Below are 20,902 nucleotides of genomic sequence, written 5' to 3'. Positions count from 1 at the left end.
CGTCTTATTTTTACGACGATTGGTCATTTCTGTACGCTATACTTTAATTATAACCAATTATGGATGGAAGAGAGATTTCAATTCCACGAGGAGGAATGACGTGTCATTAACAGAAAAGCATACGACATTATTTGAAAAAATCAGCATTCAACTGGAACTCGGTCTAATTTTAACGGAGCCGACTGCACTGTCCGGTGGTCTTTTGCACCAAATGTTCCAGCTTCAAACTACGAGCGGAACGTATGCGATTAAGTTGCTAAATCCATCCATCCTCTCCCGACCGAAGGCCCGGCAAAACTTCATCGATTCGGAACGGATTGCCACGGCTTTACAGCACGAAGCTCTGCTCTCCCTGCCCTTTCGTTTCACGGTTCCGCCCTGCAACATATTGAGACACACTACTATCTCGTCTTTCGCTGGGTCGACGCCGTCATGTTGACGACGCATCAAATTACAGCGGACCACGCCGCAAAGATCGGTAAACAGTTGGCGCATATTCACTCCGCCGACCTGTCCTCATTGCAGATTCAACAACCGCCCGAATCATCAGAATCCGGCGTATCGTGGGACGAGTTTGTAGAACACATCCGGTTGCAAGGACTGACAGCATTAGATCCTGTCACGACGAACCTGAGACAAATTAAACGTTGGGCCGACGTTTCCTCTGTCGCCATGGAACAATTGACAGGAACTGTTGTCCTCAGTCACCGTGACTTGGATGCAAAAAACGTTTTATGGAAGTCCGGTCTACCGGTGCTGATCGACTGGGAATCAGCTGGCTACATTCATCCGATGCACGATTTTGTGGAAACGGCTCTCTATTGGTCGCTCGACGAGAATAATCAACTACACGATCTGCATTTCGAGGCTTTTGCAAAGGAATATGTTTCAACAGGTGCAAAACTCCATTTTCCAATTGAACCGGCTTTGTCTGCCGGTTACGCTGGTAAGCTCGAATGGCTCGCCTATAGTTTGTCAAAAGCGCTTCGCCTTGAGCCCGTAGACGATCAAGAGCAACAAGTCGCCGTTCAACAGGTACTCGAGACGTTAACAGCGCTAAAAGATTACGAAGTGCTTTGTCCGTTAATTGAAGAGCGGTGGATTGATCTAACAATGGATTTAGATATAGATTGAGCTTGACGCAATCAAAAAAGATTGTTGAAAAGAGTTGAAAAGAGTTGAAATGAACAACTACAGGAATCCGTCTGAATCAAAAATACATCCGTTTCCCTTTATGATTCAGAACAGACGAAAGCCTCGCCTCCGTTGACCGGAGGCAAGGCGCTTTTTATTGCCATGATGTTTTTCTCTCTATTAGATACCTTCGTACGCAAATTCCATGATTTGACGGAGTTCCGTCACAAGCGGCATTTTCGGATTGGCGGTCGTACATTGATCTTCAAACGCATCGACGGCCATCTTGTCGAGTTTCGCTTCAAAGTCAGCTTTGTTGATGCCTTGGGCTTTAAACGACATCTTGATGTTGAGGCGTTGTCCGAGCTCACTGACGGCTTGAATGAACGACTCGACGCCTTGTTCTGTCGTTGCTGCCGGTAGACCGAGGTAACGGGCGATTTCCGCATACCGTTCATCCGCGATAAACGACTCGTATTTCGGGAAAGCAGCCAGTTTCGTTGGTTTTGTTGCATTGTAACGGATGACGTGTGGCATCAGAATCGCATTTGTCCGACCGTGTGGTGTGTGGAACTCCCCACCGATTTTGTGCGCGATTGAGTGGTTGATGCCGAGGAAGGCATTCGCAAACGCCATTCCGGCCATCGTTGACGCATTGTGGACTTTTTCGCGTGCTTCGGCGTCTGAACCGTTATCGTAAGCACGTGGCAAGTACTCAAAGATCATCTTGATTGCTTTTAACGCCAGTCCATCCGTGTAGTCGTTCGCAAGGACAGAGACGAAAGCTTCTGTTGCGTGTGTCAAGACGTCCATTCCGGTATCCGCCGTGATTGAAGCCGGCACCGTCATGACAAACTCCGGATCAACGATTGCGACGTCTGGTGTCAACGCATAGTCAGCAATCGGATATTTGACGTTTTTCTCTTTATCGGTGATGACAGTGAACGGCGTGACTTCTGATCCTGTACCGGACGTTGTCGGAATGGCGACGAACTTCGCTTTGTTGCCGAGTTCCGGGAACTTATAGGCCCGTTTGCGGATATCCATGAATTTTTGGCGCAGATTCGAGAATGTTTCGTTTGGTTGCTCATAGAATAACCACATGCCTTTCGCGGCATCCATCGCTGATCCACCGCCAAGCGCGATGATCAAGTCCGGTTTAAAATCACGCATCGCCTGGGCACCGACTTGAACGGTCGTCACCGATGGATCCGGTTCGACTTGGTCAAAGATCCGGTAGCTGACGCCGGCCGGCAGATTACGGATGACTTTATCGGCATAGCCGAACTCGACCATCGATTGATCAGTGACGATTAAAGCCCGTGAGACATTTTGAATCGATTTCAAGTATTGCACCGAGTTTTTTTCAAAGAAAATCTTTTCTGGTACTTTGAACCATTGCATGTTCACGCGTCGTCTCGCCACCTTCTTGACATTGAGTAGATGTTTCGCCGTAACGTTTTCAGAAACCGAGTTTTTCCCGTATGATCCGCAGCCGAGTGTCAGCGATGGTGTCAACTCGTTGTAGAGATCGCCGATTCCGCCGTGGGCCGATGGACTGTTGACGAGAATCCGGCAGGCTTTCATCCGGAGACCAAACGCTGTCATCAACTCATCATCCGTCGTATGAATGACCGCCGTGTGACCGAGTCCGCCGATTTCAAGCATCCGTTCGGCAACATGGAAGGCATCTTTTGTAGAGGCGACACTGTATGCACCGAGAACCGGACTTAATTTTTCGTGTGACAATGGTTCTTCGGCTCCGACTTTTTCGAGTTCCGCGACAAGCATGACCGTGTTGCCTGGAACATCGATACCGGCTTTCGCGGCGATCCAGGTCGCAGGTTTCCCGACGATGTCCGCATTGACGGCACATGTATCGGTTTTGATGACAAGTGCTTCGAGGCGTTTTTTCTCATCCGGTGTACAGAAGTAGCAACCGAGGGCTTCCATTTCGGCCCGCACTTCGGCATAAATCTCTTGATCGACGATGACTGCTTGCTCGGACGCACAAATCATTCCGTTATCAAATGTTTTGGACAGAACCAAGTCACTGACAGCCCGTTTGATTTTAGCGGTTTTTTCGATGTAACACGGTACGTTCCCCGGTCCGACACCAAGCGCCGGTTTTCCGGTCGAGTAAGCGGATTTGACCATGCCGGCTCCGCCTGTCGCAAGGACCATCGCGATGTCCGTGTGGTTCATCAAAACTTTTGTTGCTTCGAGGGACGGTTGTTCGACCCACTGGATACAATCTTTTGGTGCACCTGCTTTGACGGCCGCATCCCGTAATGTTTTCGCTGCTTCGAGGGAACAATTTTGAGCCGACGGGTGGAACGCGAAGATGATCGGGTTCCGTGTTTTAATCGCGATCAATGCTTTGAACATCGTGGTTGATGTCGGATTCGTCACCGGTGTGACACCACAGACGACACCGACCGGCTCCGCTATATACGTCAGACCGTTTTGGACATCCTCTTCTAAAATCCCGACCGTTTTTTCGTTGCGGAGACTGTTGTAGATGTACTCTGTCGCAAACATGTTTTTGATCATTTTATCTTCAAAGACACCACGACCTGTCTCTTCGACCGCAAGACGGGCAAGTTCGACGTGCCGTTCGAGACCGGCGAGCGCCATGTCGCGGACGATCGTATCAATTTTCGTTTGATCAAATGTCAACAATTCTTGAAGTGCCGTTTGACCTTTCGCGACGATTTGATTGATTGCTTTTTCGACAGGTGTGACTTCTGATTTGATTTTTTCTTTGACAGCCATGTTAGGTTTCCTCCCTATTTTGGAACGAATCTGAGTCTGCAATTCCCTATTAGATGTTAGGAATGCCAAGCTGATTTTAAATAGTTTGTGCTTTCCTTCACAAATCAATCATACCGCCTTTTGTTTGATTTGTGCATGACTATCCTGTGAACTATTTCACATTAATGAGAGCGTTTTCATTGAAATGACCTGTTCTGACATAACGGTCCGTCTTTTCGATCACTCGCTGTGATAATTGTCACAGCAATCGATGAATCTGCTTGTCTGACCAATCGTTCATCGTGTACGCTAGGAATAGTTCCATCATTCATTTGTCTTAAAGGAGGTAGTTTCATGTCAGTCGTTAATCAAATGCTTGCGTTTAATCAACAGTTTGTCGAAGAGAAACAATACGAACCATTCATCTCGGATAAGTTCCCGGATAAGAAGGTTGTGATTCTGACCTGTATGGATGCACGTTTGACGGAGCTCCTTCCACACGCACTTGGTCTCAAAAACGGTGATGCAAAAATCATCAAAAATGCCGGGGCTGTCTTGTCCCATCCATTCGGATCCGTCATGCGGTCGATTCTCGTCGCCCTCTATGCTCTTGGAGCGGAAGAAGTCATTGTCATCGGACATCATGACTGCGGCATGAGCACGATCGATCCGGCAAAGATGATTTCCGAAATGCAGGACCGCGGAATCAATGAACAAGTCTTGCACACACTCGATGCTTCCGGCGTCGACTTGAAGCAATGGTTGCGCGGCTTCACATCAGTCGAAGAAAACGTCAGCCACTCGGTCGGATTGATTAAAAATCATCCGTTGTTGCCGCCGGGTACGGAAGTTCACGGACTCGTCATCGATCCGGGAACGGGTAAACTCGACCAAGTCGATTGCTGAATACATTTTAATGAAGAAGAAAGGTATGACCGGCCTCAACTTGACGTCGGTCATACCTTTTTGTGTTTTTTTCTTGACAGTCAAAAGAACGGTCTGTATGATACTTTAGTATAGTACAGTGATACCAAAAGAAAGCGTGGTTTTAATTATGTTTAATGCAGTCATTATTGCCGTTGCTCTATTATTTATTTTAGCCATCTTCCGTGTCCATATCGTCCTCGCGATGGTGCTCAGTGCCGTCGCCGGTGGATTGATCGGTGGTCTCGGAATCAACAAAACGATTGCGACATTCGCGGAAGGACTCGGAGCCGGTGCAGAAATCGCCCTCAGTTATGCCCTGCTCGGAGCGTTTGCCGTCGCCTTGTCGAAAACCGGACTTCCGGATGCCTTGGCACACGCTTTGATCAAACGGTCAAAAGGATCGGCTGACGCCGCGTCGGTCAAGAAGTTAAAAGGCTTTATCGTCTTTGCGATTCTGTTGCTCGCGATCAGCTCGCAAAACGTCTTGCCGATTCACATCGCCTTCATCCCGATCATCATTCCGCCGCTACTCGGTCTCTTTAATGAAATGAAGATTGACCGGCGCTTGATCGCGATCGTCATGACATTTGGTCTTGTTACGCCGTACATGTTCCTGCCGGTTGGTTTCGGTGACATCTACTTGAACCAGATCCTTCTGCCGAACATCTCGAAAAACGGGATGGATACGGCCGGTGCGTCCGTCATTCAAGCGATGGCAATTCCGGCACTCGGAATGCTCGTCGGTCTATTGATTGGTCTCTATATTTACCGGAAACCGCGTGAATATGAAATGCGCAACATCGCTCCGGACGACTATGAGATTCCGGTCATCACAAAAACGAAATTGTTCTTAAGTGCTCTCGTCGTTCTTGCGACACTTGCTGTTCAGTTAACGACAGAATCGATGATTTTCGCTGCAACGACAGGTCTTGTCCTGTTCCTCGTCCTTCGTCTCGTCCGCTTCAGTGAAGCAGACGATGTCATCACCCGCGGAATGCGGATGATGTCGTTCATCGGATTCGTCATGATTTCAGCAAACGGATTTTCGAACGTCCTCCGGGAAAGCGGCGACATCGAACCTCTTGTCGAAAATTCAAAAGCTTTGATGGGCGATTCGCAACTCGTTGCCGCTTTCGTCATGCTCTTGATCGGACTGCTCGTCACGATGGGAATCGGCTCAAGTTTCTCGACGGTTCCCGTCATTGCTGCAATTTTCGTCCCGCTCTGTGTCCAGTACGGATTCAGCCTGGAGGCGACGATTGCCATCATCGGAACAGCCGGTGCCCTTGGCGACGCGGGAAGCCCGGCGTCTGACTCGACGCTCGGTCCAACCAGTGGTCTGAACGCTGACGGACAGCATGATCACATGCGGGAAACCGTTATCCCGACATTCCTGCACTATAATCTGCCGTTGATTTTTTTCGGAACGATTGCAGCCATGGTGTTATAAGAAGGATGCATTCAGGAACCAATGCCTTGACCGGTGTTGGTTCTTTTTCTGAAGCATTTTACTTCATTAACCGGGCAGTACCTTCCACTTAAAGATGCTTACTATATATTTGTTTCATCAGATTAAAGATTTTTTCTTTCATTTTCCGACTTTCTTCTCTAATATAAAGGAATGAAGTGAATCTGAAGGAGTGTTACATGTGTTATCTCAAGTTGTAAATAACGTTTTATTATATCTTGCTGACTTAGGCTATTTCGGAATCGCCCTTGGATTGATGATTGAAATCATTCCGAGCGAAATCGTCTTGTCTTACGGCGGATTCATGATTTCCCAAGGGACGATCGGTTGGCCGCTCGCTGTCGTTGCTGCCGTCATTGGGGGTTTGTTTTCGCAATTATTTTTATACTGGTTTGCCCGTTACGGCGGTCGACCATTGATTTTGAAATACGGAAAGTACCTGCTGATCACGGAGCACCATCTCGATCTCGCAGAACGCTGGTTCCTGAAATACGGACAAGGCGTCATCTTCGGAGCCCGTTTCATCCCAGTTGTCCGCCATGCAATTTCGATTCCTGCCGGTCTTGCCAAAATGGACCAGACAAAATTTTCACTTTATACGATCCTCGCTATCATTCCCTGGTCGATTCTTTTCCTCTACCTCGGTGAGACGCTCGGTACGAACTGGCGCTCCATCAAAGAAGTAGCGGCACCTTATACAAACGGTGTCCTGATTGCTGCCGTCGTCATGATTCTTGTCTATGTCTTCCTTAAAAAGCGTCAACGTACAACCTAATTCAAGTTTTGCAGTCTGTCCCCTGTGGCAGACTGTTTTTAAAAAGGAGCGACTTATCTTGGATACTTCCAACACATTAAAAATTCATCTTGACCGCGTGACGGCGTCTCAAGTTACCGGAAAACACGTGGCAACGGGACTGACGATTTCAGGACAAATCATGATGATCGAAGACATCTATGACACGAAACGCCGTAGAAACGTTCTGCACGTCCATCGCCTGCACGATCAATGGCGGACAACAACGATTGTCGCTCAGGCTGAAATAGATTTCAGTTATGTCGACTCATTTTCCGATGGTCGGATTCTACTCGTCGCTTCCCGCTGTGACGATGATGTCGACGGCTCCTGGTTGCCGAACGCCTTCATTTACGACCAGGCCGGTCATCTGCTCGACAGCTATTGTCTTGATGACGGGATTCAAAACGTCCACGTTGATGAAAAAAATCAGATTTGGGTCAGTTACTTTGATGAAGGCGTTTTTGCCGACAGTGCAACTACTTCGATCGGTTCATTTGGGTTGGCTGTTTTTGATGAGTTTGGACAAGTCATCTTTAAGAACAAGGATTATCCGATTGACGATTGTTACGCACTGAACGTCTGCGGTTCCGACGATGCGTGGTTCTTCTATCATCCGGATTACCGCGTCGTCCATCTGCAAGGGGAACGCAGTACGAGCTATCAAGTTCCGACACGTCATTTCTCCGACTTCGTCGTTCAGGGAGAATATTTAATTTCGACCGACAATGAGCATACGTACCTATTACAACAGGAAGGCGACACGTATATCGAGAAGGCTCGGATTCTGTTTGAGTCGGAAAAAGGAACACCGTTGCAGGGAACGATCAAGATGCGCCAAAATCGAATCGTTCTTTCTACAGACACCCGTCTTTATGCCGGTACGTTTACAGATTTCGTCCCAGAATAAATCATCGTCGAATCCCTTCGTTGGAAGTGGTTCGATTTTTTCATTTCTTTTCATTTTCACAACAAAATTAAAAATGTTTTCAGAAAAAGCTTTCTATTCTCTTTTTTAAAATAGTATACTCATGGTTATAGTGTTTCGAACTGGTCTTACAAGTTCGATAGTCATCAATTTTTTGCTACATGGGGGTACTTATGGAATCGAACTTAAAACGCGAACTGACAGCACGACAAGTACAAATGATTGCTCTTGGGGGGACGATTGGCGTTGGTCTGTTTTTAGGATCGTCGAGCACGATTGCCTGGACCGGTCCATCCGTCATTTTGGCCTATATGTTTGCAGGTGCCTTTATCTTTTTAATCATGCGGGCCTTAGGTGAGATGGTCTACACCCATCCACATACGGGATCATATGCGAAGTTTGCCAATGATTACATTCATCCGGCTGCCGGCTTCATGACAGCAAGCAGCAACATCTTCAACTGGGTCATCGTCGGAATGAGTGAAGTCATTGCTGTCGGCGCCTATATGCGCTTCTGGTGGCCGGATTTACCGACCTGGATTCCCGGTGTCGTCGTCATCGTCATCCTGACGCTTGCGAACCTCGCCTCGGTCAAAATGTTTGGTGAACTCGAATTTTGGTTCGCCTCCGTCAAAGTCATTACAATCATCCTGATGATCATTGCCGGTCTAGGTCTCATCCTGTTCGGTTTCGGAAATGACGGAACGCCGATCGGCTTCTCTAACCTCTGGTCGCACGGTGGCTTCTTCACGAACGGCTTCAGCGGTTTCTTCTTTGCCCTCTCGATCGTCTTCGCCTCCTACATCGGCGTCGAACTGATCGGTGTGACAGCCGGGGAAACGAAGGATCCGGAAACGAACATCACCCGGGCGATCAACGGTGTCATCTGGCGGATCCTGATTTTTTACGTCGGGGCCATCTTCATCATCGTCACCGTCTATCCGTGGGATCAGCTGGCCGATATCGGCAGTCCGTTTGTCGCGACTTTTGCCAAAGTCGGCATCACGGCGGCGGCTGCCATCATCAACGTCGTTGTCATCACGGCCGCGATGTCCGGATGTAATTCGGGTATCTTCAGTTCCAGCCGGATGATTTATACGCTCGCCGAAAAAGGGCAGATGCCGTCGCTGTTCCTGAAGGTCAATAAAAACGGCATTCCCCTGTATACGGTGCTTGCCGTCTCAGCCGGAATCTTCGTCGGTGTCATTCTCGACATCGTCCTGCCGCTGTTCCTCGGGAAAGACACGAACATCTTTGTCTATGTTTACAGTGCTTCGGTCTTACCGGGAATGGTACCCTGGTTCGCCATCCTGATCAGCCACATCCAGTACCGGAAAATCGAAGCGGACCGGATCGCCGATCATCCGTTCAAGATGCCGGGCGCACCCTTCACGAACTACATTACGATTGTCATGCTGCTGATCGTTCTTGTCGGGATGTTGTTCAACGATGAGACACGTGTCTCGATTTTGATCGGAATCGTCTTCTTGATTCTATCCGGCATTTACTACATCGTCCGCACACCTAAATCGTTTTAAACAGAAACGCTGCTTCCGGCTTATTCAGTCGGAAACAGCGTTTTTGTCATTTCTTCAAGGCTCCGCGCGCATTGAGTGCCGCAAAGACGACCATCGCAATACTCAGCACGGCGGCGACGAGGACGCCGTGCGTATAAACACTCTAGTCAATCGTCGGACGTAACACGACCGCCCGCATTCCTTCCCTTGCAACACGAGTAGCTCCTCCCCGTCAAATCATTGTCGATCCCGGTTTCCTGCAAGGCGACACCCATTTGCAACCGCACATCCCTTTTGATTTCGCTTGATATCGTATCCGTTGATCGTTGCACTGCCGGACGAGAACGCGATCAGCGTCGTCAGCATTTGAACAGTCGTGGATTTACCGGCACCGTTCGGTCCCAAAAAGGCAAAAATTTCTCCTTGATCCACATGAAAGGAAATCTGATCGACGACTTTTTTACCGTTGTATTCCTTCGTCAGCCGGTCCACTTCAATCATCTTCATCCGTCCTTCCTCTAGTCGGACAATTGTTCCGTCACTTTCTTATCTTTACCCGCTTTTTTATTGATCGCACAAAAAAGGACAAATCCAAAACTGGATTTGCCCTTCAGTTTCTTCAGTCATATGACATCCTGGGCGACTGAAGCGACACACCATTTTCCTTTTAATTCCTTGATCCGCTCTTTTCCTTCATATGAATTCATCCATAGATTCATCACGTCGAGGACTTCCGTCTGACGGTCCTGGATCAGATAACTTTTTTCAGCCGGAATCCACTTTTCATGGATCTTCGGCGCACCGAGCCGCTGATCGAGCGACGCATAGTAAATCGCTTCGACCGTGTCGGTGATCATGACATCAACTTCTCCGGCCGCAACTGCTGCCGGGATGGTCAGGTTATCGGCATACATGACGATACGGGCCTGATCAAACGTCTGCCGGACGAACTGTTCATTTGTTCCGCCCGGATTTAAGCCGATTGTCACATCAGGCTGGTTGATGGCTTCAATCGATGTTAACAGATCGAGGTCCGTCGCCCGGACAAGCGGCGTCTTTTGAAACGACAGGTAGCTTTTCGTAAAGTCGCCGACGATTTCGCGTTCGATGTTTTTCGTGACGCCGCCGACGACCATATGAAATTTCCCGGCACGTAGATCACGGGTCAGTGTTCCCCATGTCGTCGGGACGAATTCGACTTCGAGTCCGGCGACTTCCGCAAACGAGCAGATGACATCAATGTCGAACCCTTCATATTGGTTGGTCTGACGGTTCAGGTACGTAAACGGTTTATAATCTCCGGTCGTTCCGACGACAATCTTTTTTGTTGTGAAGACATTTTGTTTACCGACGCTGAATGAACCCGTCGCATTCTTTAATCGTGTCGCTATCATGAGACCGGAAAGCAACAGACTTCCTCCAAGTGCCAATTCTCGTTTATTCACTCTGTCCGCTTCCTCTCTCTGTCTGACGCTGTGTTTTTGTATAATACTCAAAACAGTATCATATTGTTCTAACGGTTCCAACAACTTTTTGATTATTTCGTCAAAAAGCGGCGATGTTCTCTTGCCAAGCCCTCTTGATTGCAGGATACACGTACTTTCTTCCATACTGACAAAGAACGAATCAACGAATGGGAGGAATGGAAGATGAGTAACGTATTCATTATTGGAGCAAACGGAAAAGTCGGTCGTCAGGTAGCGAAACAATTAAGCGGATCGAGTCACGACGTCCGCGTCGGATTACGTTCAAAGGAACAGTATGCCGATTTTGAATCTCTCGGGGCAACACCGGTCGCTCTCGATTTAGAGCACGGTGTCGCATCGATTCAAGATGCAATCCAAGGCAGTGACATCGTCATCTTTACAGCCGGATCCGGCGGTCACACCGGCGCGGATAAAACCATTTTGATTGATCTTGACGGAGCGGCAAAAGCAGTTGCGGCAGCAGAAGGAATTCAAGCGAGCCAGTTCATCATGGTCAGCGCCTTAAATGCCGACTCGCCGGAAACGTGGTCCGACAGCATGAAACCGTATTACGTCGCGAAACATTACGCTGATCGTCTGTTGCGTGAAAGTTCACTTGCCTATACGATTCTGCGTCCGGGCGGTTTGAAAGATGAGGCGGGTACAGGTGCGGTCACAACAGATCCGACTTCAACGGACGAAACAACGATTGCCCGGGAAGACGTCGCCCGCGTCGTCGTCGCCTCGATCGGTCAACGGTCGGCGTACCACCAAACGATTCCGTTGCTAACGGGTGACACAGCGATTGCTGAATTGTTTGCTTAACTAAAAAACGAGCTGATCCGATTGGATTAGCTCGTTTTTTTGTTTCAGGAAGCCTGTTTGACCTCGACAACATGTGCCTGTTCCCGGCGAACCGCTGTCAAAATCAGTGTGACGATAAGTGTCACGAGCAGCATAACCACCAGTCGTAAGAGGTAGGTCGAGATATCACCGTCAAAATACAGCAACCGGGTCAAACCGCCGACGGCATTCGGAACCGGCAGATAATGACCAATCGTTTGGTAAAACGGGGCCAGCATCGAAGACGGAACGATATTTCCCGCCGTCATTAACTGAAACGGAATCAAAGCAACGTTCACAAGCGGTGCAATCGGACCAAAAATCGTGAAGTTCATCTGAGTGACGCTGATACACGTTGCTGTCAGCAACAGTTGGAACGCCCATACTTTCAAGAAGGATGTCTCGATCTCGGCAAAGGCAAACGCAAGCGATACCATGACGAGCGGAACAACCAGCAGGACGATTCCGTGCAACAGTTGTTTACTCCAAAAGAGTGACCATTTTGAAAAACGTTTTTGGAGAATTTGTGTCACGAGATTAAATTGAATTCCCATCGTCATGACAGCAATATAAATCACGAAGCCCAGTAACAACGGCAACATCGACATCGAGAAATCGGACACTTCATGCTCGATGATGATGTCCGAACGAATAGCCGGCTGACCGTTTACCCCTTGCGAGATTTCAGCTGTCGCCTGTTTCAGAATACCGTTCGCGAACTCGGCATTTGCCTGATTGACGTGAAACGTCATCTGTTTTTGACCGGTCAAATCGGCAGCAAGCACCATCTCGACGTTTCCGGCATCGAGTTGTTTCAGACCTTCCGTTTCGGACGAAACGGCTTTGACGGTAAACGGACTATCCGCTTTGAGGTTTTGATATAGTCCTTCCGTCGTCGCATCTTTGACGACAGCGACCCGTAACTGATCCAACCGGTCCGTCGCGCCGTGGTAACCGGTCATCCAGACGACAAGGAACAAGACCGGAACAATCAAGGCAAACATTAACCCGACTTTTGTTTGTGTAATCGACCATACTTCTTTAAAACTCTTCATGTAATCCGCTCTCCTTTTATATATGCATTACTTATAATAGCATGTGCAACTATCAGTTCAAAAAGAGAAACCACTTACGTCACATTTTTGTAAATGGTCTCGAGTGTCTTGATGAATTGTTTAATCTCTTTTTTCGACAGACCGGAAAACGCCTGCTGCTGCAGTTCATCGAGTGTCGGTTCGAGCAGCTGAATCGTTTGGATACCTTCTTTCGTCGTCAACAAAATGAAGGCTCTCCGGTCTCTCGGATCCGCCGAACGAATGACAAGCCCTTTCTTGACCAGCTTGTCGAGGATTTTTCCCACTGTCGTCTGATCCCGCTCGGTCGTCAACGCCAACTGTTTTTGCGAGATGCCTTCCTGCTTATGCAGCTCACTCAACACTGAAAATTGTTCCGGTGTCAAACCATGTTGTTCCATCCGTTTCGTGGCCGCCCGTTTAAAAGACAGATAGCTGCGTGACAATTGCATACCCAGTGACCAATCCGCTTCTTTCATGAAGACTCCCCACTTTCGGAATAATAGTTGCACTACTTATTAATTGAACTTATTTACTATATGCCGGAAATTGTGGATTGTCAAACCGTTTTCTTTAAGTCAATTATAGAATCATAGTTCAACAGTTAAGACGTAAACGATTTAATCGACTCGATATGCGCATCCTTCACTTCTTGTTTAACTTGGGATTGTTGCTTGAGTTGCTCATAGACCGCATCGACCTGTGCTGGTGTCAAACGATCGACAGTCGCCAGTTTCTTGATGGCCCGCCGTAAGTCATTCCGTTTGATGACATGGACGTGACTTGAGTCCACCGTAATTTTTTTAAGTTCACAACGTTCACCGAAGACGATGACCGACTGGAATACGTCTTCTACGACCATCGCCTCCAAAAATCGTTCCATGCTCTTCAGGTGTTGTTCATTTTGTTTGATCGGATTGTAAAACTTTTGTTTATAGCGGTTTTTAAACATCTGAGTCCACTGCTGGTCCGCTTCTTTTCCAAAAATCCAGCCGCTGTAATTTTTCGACTCGAGCACGTAAATGCCACTCTCGTGGATAAACGTCACGTCGATTTCCGTCAGACCTTTGCCGCGTGCTTTTGGCAGATAGGTATTCATGACGAATTTCCCGTATCCGCCGACTTTTTCAAGTTGCCGGGTCGTTAAATATTCTCCCCAGATCCCTTTGTCACAGACGGCCTTCAGAAACCGTTCTTGTGTAACCTGCTTGTATGTACTCTTCTCAAACGACCGCCGGCGGAAATAAAATAAACTGCCAAGCGTGACGACAAACCCGACAAACAGGATACTCCCTGAAAGAAGTAATATCGGAATCAACGCAGCTAACAAATCTTCCACACTTTTCATTCCTTTCTTTTTCAAACCCTTAATTTTCCACTATTTCAGAATAAACGGTATTCTTTTCAATTTCCACTAATTGTTATATCATTTTTAGTATGATACGGTAAACAAAAGGAGGCTTCTTTCATATGGACTCATTTTTATCGATTTGGTTGCCTTTGATCCTCTTGATCATGTTCTGGCAATCCGTATCTCAACAACTGGCAAAGCAACGGGTCATGCAACAACAGCTCCTGCGCGAAATGACCCGGATTCAGGAACACCTCGGGATGACGGATGCAGCAAGCAGTCATACCTTACTCAATGAACAAATCAAGCAGCTTCTTGCTGATTATCAGACAGTCGAAGCCGTTAAACTCGTCCGGGAAACGCTTGGTTATCCGTTACTGGAAGCGAAACAATATGTCGATGCGTTCAAAGATACCTCGTCCGAGAATCGTTAAATGAACAACAGGCAAGTCCTCCGTTATTTCGGAAGGCTTGCCTGTTGGCATGTTCAACGGACTTGTTCCAGCAATCCTACATGATTACTGCACATTTCAGTTTTTCGAACGTGATCTTTATATATAAAATGGCTTGCACCATTTTTATTCAGCGTTAGTCTGATTCAAATTTCTGAATCAATTGATCGATCTGGCGAACAAATGGCAGGATATCTTTCTCATCCGTCATAATTCGGTGTAGTACTTCTTTTCCTTCAATATACAAATAAGCATGATGACAATTTGAGTTTGTCTCTTTCGTCAAGCAAGCGGTTAAAAGATGATTCGAATGGTGTAGTGTATGTGCAGCTAAATGAATCAATTCCTTCGTTAACACTTCCCTTGCTTCATCTGTTGCCTCTTCCTCGAACAAACGGACAAGGGGTTCTAACAATTGAGCTTTGGTTGTAGACCGCAACTGTGCGTATCGAATCTCAACCGTTATGTTTTCAGACTGCTCTTTTTTCTCGACAAGAAATAAGGGAGGTCTGATTATGGTCTTGATAACGGATGTGAATGTGTCAATGGTGATTTCAGACATTCTGGAAACTCCTTTCTGACAGAATTCAAGCTATGATTATTCCGGATGAGGACATCGAACGAAAGAAACCACTTTGGTTCCCTGTTTTCATCCGAAATCAAGTATACCATTTACCGGTTTTAAGATGGGATTTTGTCACCTGTTTTAAATTAAAAAACACGCTACAGAATTTTACCAATCTGCAACGTGTTTTAAACCACTTTTCTTTTACTCTTTTAATTCACATGAATCAAATCCTGCAACGAATAAGCTTTTAATGCTTCCGAAAATTGGAGAAACGCATAATCAAATGCTTCTTTCATATTTTCCAGATTTTCATCTTCATGGATTTCAGGAAAACTTTCAAGATACGAGACTTTTTCAAAAAGTTGTACGATTTCACCTAATGTAATCTCTGACGGATCTTTCGCCAGCTTAAAACCGCCATTACGTCCTTGATAGGACGTGATGAGTCCGAATCTGCTTAGTGCATGAACAATCTTCATCAAATGATTTTTCGAGATATCGTAATAATCGGCGACTTCTTGAATTTGAACGAGTCGAGTCGGGTGAAGAGTCGTAAACAATAGTACTCGAATCGCATAATCCGTTGATCGAGTCATTTTCATTATTTTCACCTACTTTGCTCTCTATACCGTTTATAGTACAGAAAAAAAGATACAAGATATAGTTTTAAGCGTTTCGGAATATGTCGATTTTTTTTATGAAAGATGTTTCCCAAAAACATGTACAGGAAATATGGGATATATGCAGAACGTTTTTGGAAGGAGCTCTGGCAGATGAAATTTTTAAGCGGTTCGGAATTTTTAACATTTATTGAAAAACAATTTTCGAAAGAACGGTACCGAATTGATTCGACCTATTTGACGGCTAATTCAGCTAAAATCTCTATTTTCCAACTGGATTTTTCAGAAGAGGGGATCATGGATATTGAATACTTATTGTTTTTGCCGACGCTCGAGAAACGGATTTTCATTCGAGGCGTCCGCCATCCGTCTAATTTTCAGTTTTTCTTGAAGAGCTTCGAACCGCTGGATGAATTAGTCGGACCGATCCGTCAGTTAAAAAATTAAACTCCCGCCTGCAGTGTCCCTGTTCCGGCACTCAAAAATTTTGAATGACGTTCAGTTGATGAATCGGGTCACAACCTCCCTATAACATGTATAATCATAGTATGTTATTTAAACAGTGACCTTTATCCGGGACACGAATGACGTGTCTCTCCGGTCCACTGTGGAAAGAGGTTATGATGAACTGGATGTCTCGAAAAATCACCCGAACCTTTTCGGGTCTGCTTTTATTGAACTTCTTGATTTTAGTGTGCATCACGACCGGTGCATACTTTTATTCCATCCGGCAACTCGAACAAAATAATGCCATGCTGTTACGCCTGACGAATCAAAAAACAGCAGCCCGTCAAATTTGGAACGACTTGCAGGAAAGAAACATTGAAATTCAAGAAGCCTTATTAAAGGAAACACCGGCTGCTCCCAGATTGTCCAGCGATTTAACGCGGACGAAACGTGAGCTTGAACGATTGGCCCACAATTATCCGTCTGAAGAGACCGACTCTTATCTGCAGACATCGGCGACCTTGATTGACTATTACGAAAAAATCCTGATCCCATTGACGAAACACCAGCAATCTTCTCGCTATACGGACGATACCGCCATGCGACGGATGCTAAAGGATGCAGCCCTGGTCGTCCCGTTACAGTCGACTTCAACCGGAACAGAGCGTTCTTCCCTGGATACGATGTACTTTTTTTCAAAAACCCGCCAGGCAGCCGATCAGTACATTTCCTCCATTCACTCGCTGGAAAAGCAGGCACAACAGACACTGGCTGATCAGATGCGGACAACGCTGTGGGGTACATTGACGATTCTTATCGCAGTCTTTTTCCTATTAAACAGTTGGACGTTCCGGTTTATGCAACGATTGACGCACGATGTCGTCCATTTGGTCAAACAAACAAAAAATCCTTACACTTTTTCCGCAGTCCCGTTGATCGAACGACAGGATGAGATCGGTGTTTTAGGAAAAGCCATGCGTAATATGATGACGATGCTTGCTTTTCAGCAATCGGAGACTCAGGCGGCCAACCGCCAATTATCAGACCGTAACCGGGAACTTTTCAACAGTTTGCAGGAAAAAAACCGGACGGAAACTCAATTACAATTGCAGACTGATTTTGCACGCCGCTTGCTCGAATATGATTCGCTTTCGTGTCTGAATGGATTACTTCAAGATCTCGCCCATTCTTTCGGATTATCCGAATTAAGATTAACGATGATCGCGAGTCAGGAGGAAACCGTTTACCGGTCCTCCCCTCCTGTCGGGAAAAAACAGCATTCCATCGTCCGGACCGTCCCGTTGCTGAATTCCCGTGATCCGGAACCGTTTGCCCTGTTGACGTTCGATGATTCAGCCGGAGATCCTTATAAGAAACTGTCGGCATTGGGCGATATCCTTTCGCTCGGAATATTACGCATGGAACACATGCGGACGTTAAACGAAGACAAACAGCACGTACAACGGATTTTAGAGAGTCTGCGTGAAGCTGTCATCTACGTCAATTTCCCGGACTCCCGGCTTATTCACAACGGAACACTTGTGACGATGTTTCCTGAGTTACATGATTTGCCGGATTCGTTGCATGAGGTTGAATCCATCCTGGATATTTTCCGTCTGGTATTCATCGTTGAAGAACAGCTGATCGATTATGTGACGCAATTGAAACTTCATTTGGCAAGTGGCCATGCCATGGAGGCACAAGACTTTGAAGTTAATGGAAATCGTCATATTCGTCTTTATACGGAATTTCTTCCGGACAAGAAGGGCATCATTTTTGTATTAAGTGAGCGGACAGCTGAAGTGGAAGCGATTCAAAACGAACATGCCTTTATCTCGATGATTTCGCATGAGCTCCGGACACCGCTCGCTTCGATTGAAGGATTCAGCGAACTGATGATCCACCGGAGTTTATCAAACGATAAACAATTAAAATATTTAAAGACCGTCCACAGTGAAGCACAACGTTTAGGTAAACTGGTCACTGCCTTTTTAGACTATCAACGCCTGAGCCGCCAAAAGGAAGTGTATCTGTTTGAGTCCTTTGATATCTCGGCTTTGGTACAGGAAGTGGCGGACTGGATGAATATCTCGATCCCGTCCCATCAGGTCAAGTTTGATACGACGCACATGACTTGCCTGATTGAAGCTGACCGTGAAAAAATCCGGCAACTGCTGACGAATCTGCTAGGAAATGCCATCAAGTACTCACCGTCGGATCCGCAAGTCGATGTTCTGCTGGACTGCAGTGAGAAAGAAGTTGTGCTGACTATCAGCGATAACGGTCTTGGAATTCCACAAGAAGATCTGCCTCACCTGTTTGATTCGTTTTACCGTGTAGAGCGTCAAGAGCATAAGCAGATTAAAGGAACCGGACTCGGACTGCTGATCTGTAAAGAAATTGTCGAAGCCCATCAAGGCCAAATTTCTGTTTCTTCCGAATTAGGTATCGGCACCGATTTTCTGGTCCGGTTGCCCATCCGGCAACAGACGGAAATAGAACTAAAATGAGCTGATTTGAAGATAGAGGAAGTGTATACGTATGGATTACGAGTTAGATCGCATCATTGATTACCTGAATCGGAACTTTCACGACCATGTCAGTTCTTTTTCCGGAATGATTTTAAAAGAAACCTCGCCGGCCATCATATTAATTGAAGATCACGTCCGGCGACAGCTGGGTCATGCTCTGTATCAATATCCTGAATTCATTTCGGAAATCGAGGATACCATTTTCCGGTGCCTCATCGATATCCGGGGAAATAAGGAATCCGAGGATCCCACAGAGATTTTCATTTCAAAAGCGCAGCTTTATTCCCCTTATCATTATCTCGTCACTTTTTTATAAGGAGTCGATTGGCGTATGAAAAAAACAGGAACCGCCCTATTGATCGTCGATATCATTAACAAAATGGATTTTGAAGGTGCGGAAGATTTACTTGCCGAAACTCGTCTGATTTTAACTTCATTAGTCGAACTTAAACATATATGTAAATCGTATGATATTCCTGTCATTTATGTGAATGATAATTTTGGTCTATGGCAAGAAAACGTCGATCAAATCGTTGAAGAATGTCGCGGTGGACTGGGCGATCCGTTCGTCCAAGCCCTCCATCCGCAACAGGATGATTATTTCATCATCAAACCCAAACACTCCGGTTTTTTTGGCACACAATTGGATATTTTGCTAAAACACCTCGACGTGTCACGTCTAATCATTACCGGAATCACGACCGATATGTGTATTTTGTTTACAGCAAATGACGCCTATATGCGGGAATACGAGATTTGGGTACCACAAGACTGTACTGCCGCTGAAACAACCGAGGCAAAAAACCACGCATTGGAAATTTTGCACACCACGTTATCCATCGATTGTTCCGACAGTACGACGGTATCGTTCGATTAAAAAAGAATGGAAAGGCTTTTCTGCATTCCAAAACATTACATTTCAATGACAATCCTTCCCTATTGGTTTTTGTTTTTCCAAAACAGGTATATGTATCATGTACAGTTTATACATGTTTTTAATCCAAGGGAGGAATCGTTCATGTTCAGACATCAAAAGGAACTACAGTTCGAGGTGAAAGTCGACCGTCCAGATCCGAAGTTGGCACGGTCTGTGCAGGAAGTATTAGGCGGACAATTTGGGGAAATGACCGTCATGATGCAGTATTTATTCCAAGGATTCAATTGCCGTGGAAATGAGAAATACAAAGATATGTTGATGGACATCGGAACGGAAGAAATCGGACATGTCGAAATGCTCTGTTCCTTGATTTCACAGTTACTTGATGGAGCCTCACCTGATGATCAGGCAGAAGCAGCCAAGGATCCGGCGATTGCGGCTATTTTAGGAGGCATGAATCCACAACACCTGCTCGTCAGCGGACTCGGAGGATTGCCTTCTAATTCAAACGGTGTTCCCTGGAACGGTTCTTACATCGTCGCAAGCGGCAACTTGTTAGCAGATATGCGTTCCAATCTGCATGCCGAGTCACAAGGGCGTCTTCAAGTCGCACGCCTCTATCATATGACAAACGATGAAGGAGTTAAGGCGACCCTCCGGAAAATGCTGGCACGTGATCGGTATCACCAATACCAATGGCTGGCTGCAATTGAAGAATTGGAAGAAAAGAATGGAATCGTCGTACCTGCGACATTTGCTCCGGAGGATGAATTGGAGGCACAGCCCCACGCTTATGAATTTTGGGATCTCTCGGAAGGAACAGCTTCAAAAGAAGGTCGCTGGTCCCAGGGAAGTGCGCAGGATGGGACCGGAGAATTCGTTCACCTGGAAAACCCTGCACCCCAAGGCCAAATACCGGATCCCGAAATTCCGGCCCACAATCTGCATCATGATTTAAACGAGCCGCAACAAAAAAGAGGAATTACAGATACCGTAAAACACATTTTAAAGGACAAGGAATAACATCCTCGAAACTGAGCGTAAACGTCAGTCCACATTCAAATTAAATCCAAGTAAGCAACCATTTGCCCTCTCTTCTACCGAGAAGAGAGGGTTTCGTAACTTTTTAAGTCTTTTCCACAGATTTATTTTA

22 protein-coding genes are annotated in these 20,902 nt (G+C 46.5%); 14 read left to right on the top strand and 8 right to left on the bottom strand.

Annotated features, from left to right (window positions below; translation table 11 throughout):
- Positions 1-100 precede the first annotated feature (100 nt).
- Together EXIG_RS16050 and EXIG_RS06475 are read left to right on the top strand one after the other, a co-directional pair.
- Positions 101-439, top strand: a complete 339-nt coding sequence (locus EXIG_RS16050) for a hypothetical protein (protein WP_041261562.1) — start codon at positions 101-103, stop codon at positions 437-439.
- Positions 379-1,134, top strand: coding sequence for a phosphotransferase (locus EXIG_RS06475; protein WP_326930247.1), 756 nt, complete (start codon positions 379-381; stop codon positions 1,132-1,134). Before EXIG_RS16050 ends, EXIG_RS06475 begins: the two co-directional genes overlap by 61 nt.
- A gap of 180 nt (positions 1,135-1,314) precedes the next feature.
- Here the strand turns inward: EXIG_RS06475 and adhE are convergent, their stop codons facing one another.
- Positions 1,315-3,909, bottom strand: a complete 2,595-nt coding sequence (adhE, locus tag EXIG_RS06470) for a bifunctional acetaldehyde-CoA/alcohol dehydrogenase (RefSeq protein ID WP_012370132.1) — start codon at positions 3,907-3,909, stop codon at positions 1,315-1,317.
- A gap of 333 nt (positions 3,910-4,242) precedes the next feature.
- On the opposite strand from adhE, the gene EXIG_RS06465 reads away from it, so the two are divergent.
- From EXIG_RS06465 to EXIG_RS06445, 5 genes are all read left to right on the top strand, one after another.
- On the top strand, positions 4,243-4,794 hold the full coding sequence (locus EXIG_RS06465) for a beta-class carbonic anhydrase (RefSeq protein ID WP_012370131.1): 552 nt from the start codon (positions 4,243-4,245) through the stop codon (positions 4,792-4,794).
- A 148-nt stretch (positions 4,795-4,942) separates the two neighbouring features.
- Complete coding sequence (locus tag EXIG_RS06460) at positions 4,943-6,265, top strand: Na+/H+ antiporter family protein (protein WP_012370130.1); 1,323 nt, start codon at positions 4,943-4,945, stop codon at positions 6,263-6,265.
- A gap of 199 nt (positions 6,266-6,464) precedes the next feature.
- Positions 6,465-7,058 carry an undecaprenyl phosphate transporter UptA gene (gene uptA, locus EXIG_RS06455; protein WP_012370129.1) on the top strand — a complete coding sequence of 198 codons (594 nt, stop codon included), beginning with the start codon at positions 6,465-6,467 and terminating at the stop codon, positions 7,056-7,058.
- Positions 7,059-7,116: 58 nt separating this feature from the next.
- Positions 7,117-7,986, top strand: a complete 870-nt coding sequence (locus EXIG_RS06450; RefSeq protein ID WP_012370128.1) for a YxiH-YxzG fusion protein — start codon at positions 7,117-7,119, stop codon at positions 7,984-7,986.
- A gap of 191 nt (positions 7,987-8,177) precedes the next feature.
- Entirely contained in the window at positions 8,178-9,542 is a 1,365-nt protein-coding gene (locus EXIG_RS06445; RefSeq protein ID WP_012370127.1) for an amino acid permease, read from the top strand.
- Positions 9,543-9,758: 216 nt separating this feature from the next.
- On the opposite strand, the gene EXIG_RS06440 is transcribed toward EXIG_RS06445, so the two are convergent.
- On the bottom strand, positions 9,759-10,028 hold the full coding sequence (locus tag EXIG_RS06440) for an ATP-binding cassette domain-containing protein (RefSeq protein WP_012370126.1): 270 nt from the start codon (positions 10,026-10,028) through the stop codon (positions 9,759-9,761).
- Between the two features lie 116 nt (positions 10,029-10,144).
- Positions 10,145-10,966 carry a transporter substrate-binding domain-containing protein gene (locus tag EXIG_RS06435; RefSeq protein WP_012370125.1) on the bottom strand — a complete coding sequence of 274 codons (822 nt, stop codon included), beginning with the start codon at positions 10,964-10,966 and terminating at the stop codon, positions 10,145-10,147.
- Between the two features lie 204 nt (positions 10,967-11,170).
- Between EXIG_RS06435 and EXIG_RS06430 the strand changes: the two genes are divergently transcribed.
- Positions 11,171-11,812 (top strand): SDR family oxidoreductase, encoded by a 642-nt coding sequence (locus EXIG_RS06430; protein ID WP_012370124.1) that lies wholly within the window; start codon positions 11,171-11,173, stop codon positions 11,810-11,812.
- Positions 11,813-11,856: 44 nt separating this feature from the next.
- On the opposite strand, the gene EXIG_RS06425 is transcribed toward EXIG_RS06430, so the two are convergent.
- From EXIG_RS06425 to EXIG_RS06415, 3 genes are all read right to left on the bottom strand, one after another.
- Positions 11,857-12,885, bottom strand: a complete 1,029-nt coding sequence (locus tag EXIG_RS06425) for a YhgE/Pip domain-containing protein (protein WP_012370123.1) — start codon at positions 12,883-12,885, stop codon at positions 11,857-11,859.
- Positions 12,886-12,959: 74 nt separating this feature from the next.
- Positions 12,960-13,382: a MarR family winged helix-turn-helix transcriptional regulator gene (locus tag EXIG_RS06420; protein ID WP_012370122.1), complete on the bottom strand. Its 423-nt coding sequence runs from the start codon at positions 13,380-13,382 to the stop codon at positions 12,960-12,962.
- A 125-nt stretch (positions 13,383-13,507) separates the two neighbouring features.
- Entirely contained in the window at positions 13,508-14,251 is a 744-nt protein-coding gene (locus EXIG_RS06415; RefSeq protein ID WP_438940149.1) for a nuclease-related domain-containing protein, read from the bottom strand.
- Positions 14,252-14,373: 122 nt separating this feature from the next.
- On the opposite strand from EXIG_RS06415, the gene EXIG_RS06410 reads away from it, so the two are divergent.
- Positions 14,374-14,688, top strand: coding sequence for a hypothetical protein (locus EXIG_RS06410; RefSeq protein WP_012370120.1), 315 nt, complete (start codon positions 14,374-14,376; stop codon positions 14,686-14,688).
- Positions 14,689-14,842: 154 nt separating this feature from the next.
- Here EXIG_RS06410 and EXIG_RS06405 read toward each other — a convergent pair whose 3' ends face one another.
- Complete coding sequence (locus EXIG_RS06405; RefSeq protein ID WP_012370119.1) at positions 14,843-15,268, bottom strand: hypothetical protein; 426 nt, start codon at positions 15,266-15,268, stop codon at positions 14,843-14,845.
- Between the two features lie 215 nt (positions 15,269-15,483).
- Positions 15,484-15,876: an RrF2 family transcriptional regulator gene (locus EXIG_RS06400; protein WP_012370118.1), complete on the bottom strand. Its 393-nt coding sequence runs from the start codon at positions 15,874-15,876 to the stop codon at positions 15,484-15,486.
- Positions 15,877-16,047: 171 nt separating this feature from the next.
- Here EXIG_RS06400 and EXIG_RS06395 point away from each other — a divergent pair, with 171 nt between their 5' ends.
- The 5 genes from EXIG_RS06395 (at position 16,048) to EXIG_RS06375 (ending at position 20,772) form a co-directional block, all read left to right on the top strand.
- Complete coding sequence (locus EXIG_RS06395; RefSeq protein ID WP_012370117.1) at positions 16,048-16,341, top strand: hypothetical protein; 294 nt, start codon at positions 16,048-16,050, stop codon at positions 16,339-16,341.
- 185 nt (positions 16,342-16,526) lie between these two features.
- Positions 16,527-18,851, top strand: coding sequence for a sensor histidine kinase (locus EXIG_RS06390; protein WP_167315841.1), 2,325 nt, complete (start codon positions 16,527-16,529; stop codon positions 18,849-18,851).
- Between the two features lie 31 nt (positions 18,852-18,882).
- Positions 18,883-19,188, top strand: coding sequence for a hypothetical protein (locus EXIG_RS06385; protein WP_012370115.1), 306 nt, complete (start codon positions 18,883-18,885; stop codon positions 19,186-19,188).
- A 15-nt stretch (positions 19,189-19,203) separates the two neighbouring features.
- Positions 19,204-19,749 carry a cysteine hydrolase family protein gene (locus tag EXIG_RS06380; protein WP_012370114.1) on the top strand — a complete coding sequence of 182 codons (546 nt, stop codon included), beginning with the start codon at positions 19,204-19,206 and terminating at the stop codon, positions 19,747-19,749.
- A gap of 141 nt (positions 19,750-19,890) precedes the next feature.
- Positions 19,891-20,772, top strand: coding sequence for a manganese catalase (locus tag EXIG_RS06375; RefSeq protein WP_012370113.1), 882 nt, complete (start codon positions 19,891-19,893; stop codon positions 20,770-20,772).
- Positions 20,773-20,902: the final 130 nt, after the last annotated feature.

The sequence above is a fragment of the Exiguobacterium artemiae 255-15 genome (genome assembly GCF_000019905.1).
GTDB classification, from domain to species: domain Bacteria; phylum Bacillota; class Bacilli; order Exiguobacteriales; family Exiguobacteriaceae; genus Exiguobacterium_A; species Exiguobacterium_A artemiae.
The sequence above is the reverse complement of the archived record's forward strand: the minus strand, read 5'-3'. Positions and strand labels throughout refer to the sequence as shown.

Bases quoted from the DNA above. Each gene is read 5' to 3' on its own strand.
- EXIG_RS06425 (WP_012370123.1), bottom strand. From the start codon at position 12,885: ATGAAGAGTTTTAAAGAAGTATGGTCGATTACACAAACAAAAGTCGGG.
- EXIG_RS06465 (WP_012370131.1), top strand. From the start codon at position 4,243: ATGTCAGTCGTTAATCAAATGCTTGCGTTTAATCAACAGTTTGTCGAA.
- EXIG_RS06420 (WP_012370122.1), bottom strand. From the start codon at position 13,382: ATGAAAGAAGCGGATTGGTCACTGGGTATGCAATTGTCACGCAGCTAT.
- EXIG_RS06395 (WP_012370117.1), top strand. From the start codon at position 16,048: ATGAAATTTTTAAGCGGTTCGGAATTTTTAACATTTATTGAAAAACAA.
- EXIG_RS06380 (WP_012370114.1), top strand. From the start codon at position 19,204: ATGAAAAAAACAGGAACCGCCCTATTGATCGTCGATATCATTAACAAA.
- EXIG_RS06430 (WP_012370124.1), top strand. From the start codon at position 11,171: ATGAGTAACGTATTCATTATTGGAGCAAACGGAAAAGTCGGTCGTCAG.
- EXIG_RS06390 (WP_167315841.1), top strand. From the start codon at position 16,527: ATGTCTCGAAAAATCACCCGAACCTTTTCGGGTCTGCTTTTATTGAAC.
- EXIG_RS06385 (WP_012370115.1), top strand. From the start codon at position 18,883: ATGGATTACGAGTTAGATCGCATCATTGATTACCTGAATCGGAACTTT.
- EXIG_RS06415 (WP_438940149.1), bottom strand. From the start codon at position 14,251: ATGAAAAGTGTGGAAGATTTGTTAGCTGCGTTGATTCCGATATTACTT.
- EXIG_RS06405 (WP_012370119.1), bottom strand. From the start codon at position 15,268: ATGTCTGAAATCACCATTGACACATTCACATCCGTTATCAAGACCATA.
- EXIG_RS06410 (WP_012370120.1), top strand. From the start codon at position 14,374: ATGGACTCATTTTTATCGATTTGGTTGCCTTTGATCCTCTTGATCATG.
- EXIG_RS06445 (WP_012370127.1), top strand. From the start codon at position 8,178: ATGGAATCGAACTTAAAACGCGAACTGACAGCACGACAAGTACAAATG.
- EXIG_RS06440 (WP_012370126.1), bottom strand. From the start codon at position 10,028: ATGAAGATGATTGAAGTGGACCGGCTGACGAAGGAATACAACGGTAAA.
- EXIG_RS06375 (WP_012370113.1), top strand. From the start codon at position 19,891: ATGTTCAGACATCAAAAGGAACTACAGTTCGAGGTGAAAGTCGACCGT.
- adhE (WP_012370132.1), bottom strand. From the start codon at position 3,909: ATGGCTGTCAAAGAAAAAATCAAATCAGAAGTCACACCTGTCGAAAAA.
- EXIG_RS06460 (WP_012370130.1), top strand. From the start codon at position 4,943: ATGTTTAATGCAGTCATTATTGCCGTTGCTCTATTATTTATTTTAGCC.
- EXIG_RS06400 (WP_012370118.1), bottom strand. From the start codon at position 15,876: ATGAAAATGACTCGATCAACGGATTATGCGATTCGAGTACTATTGTTT.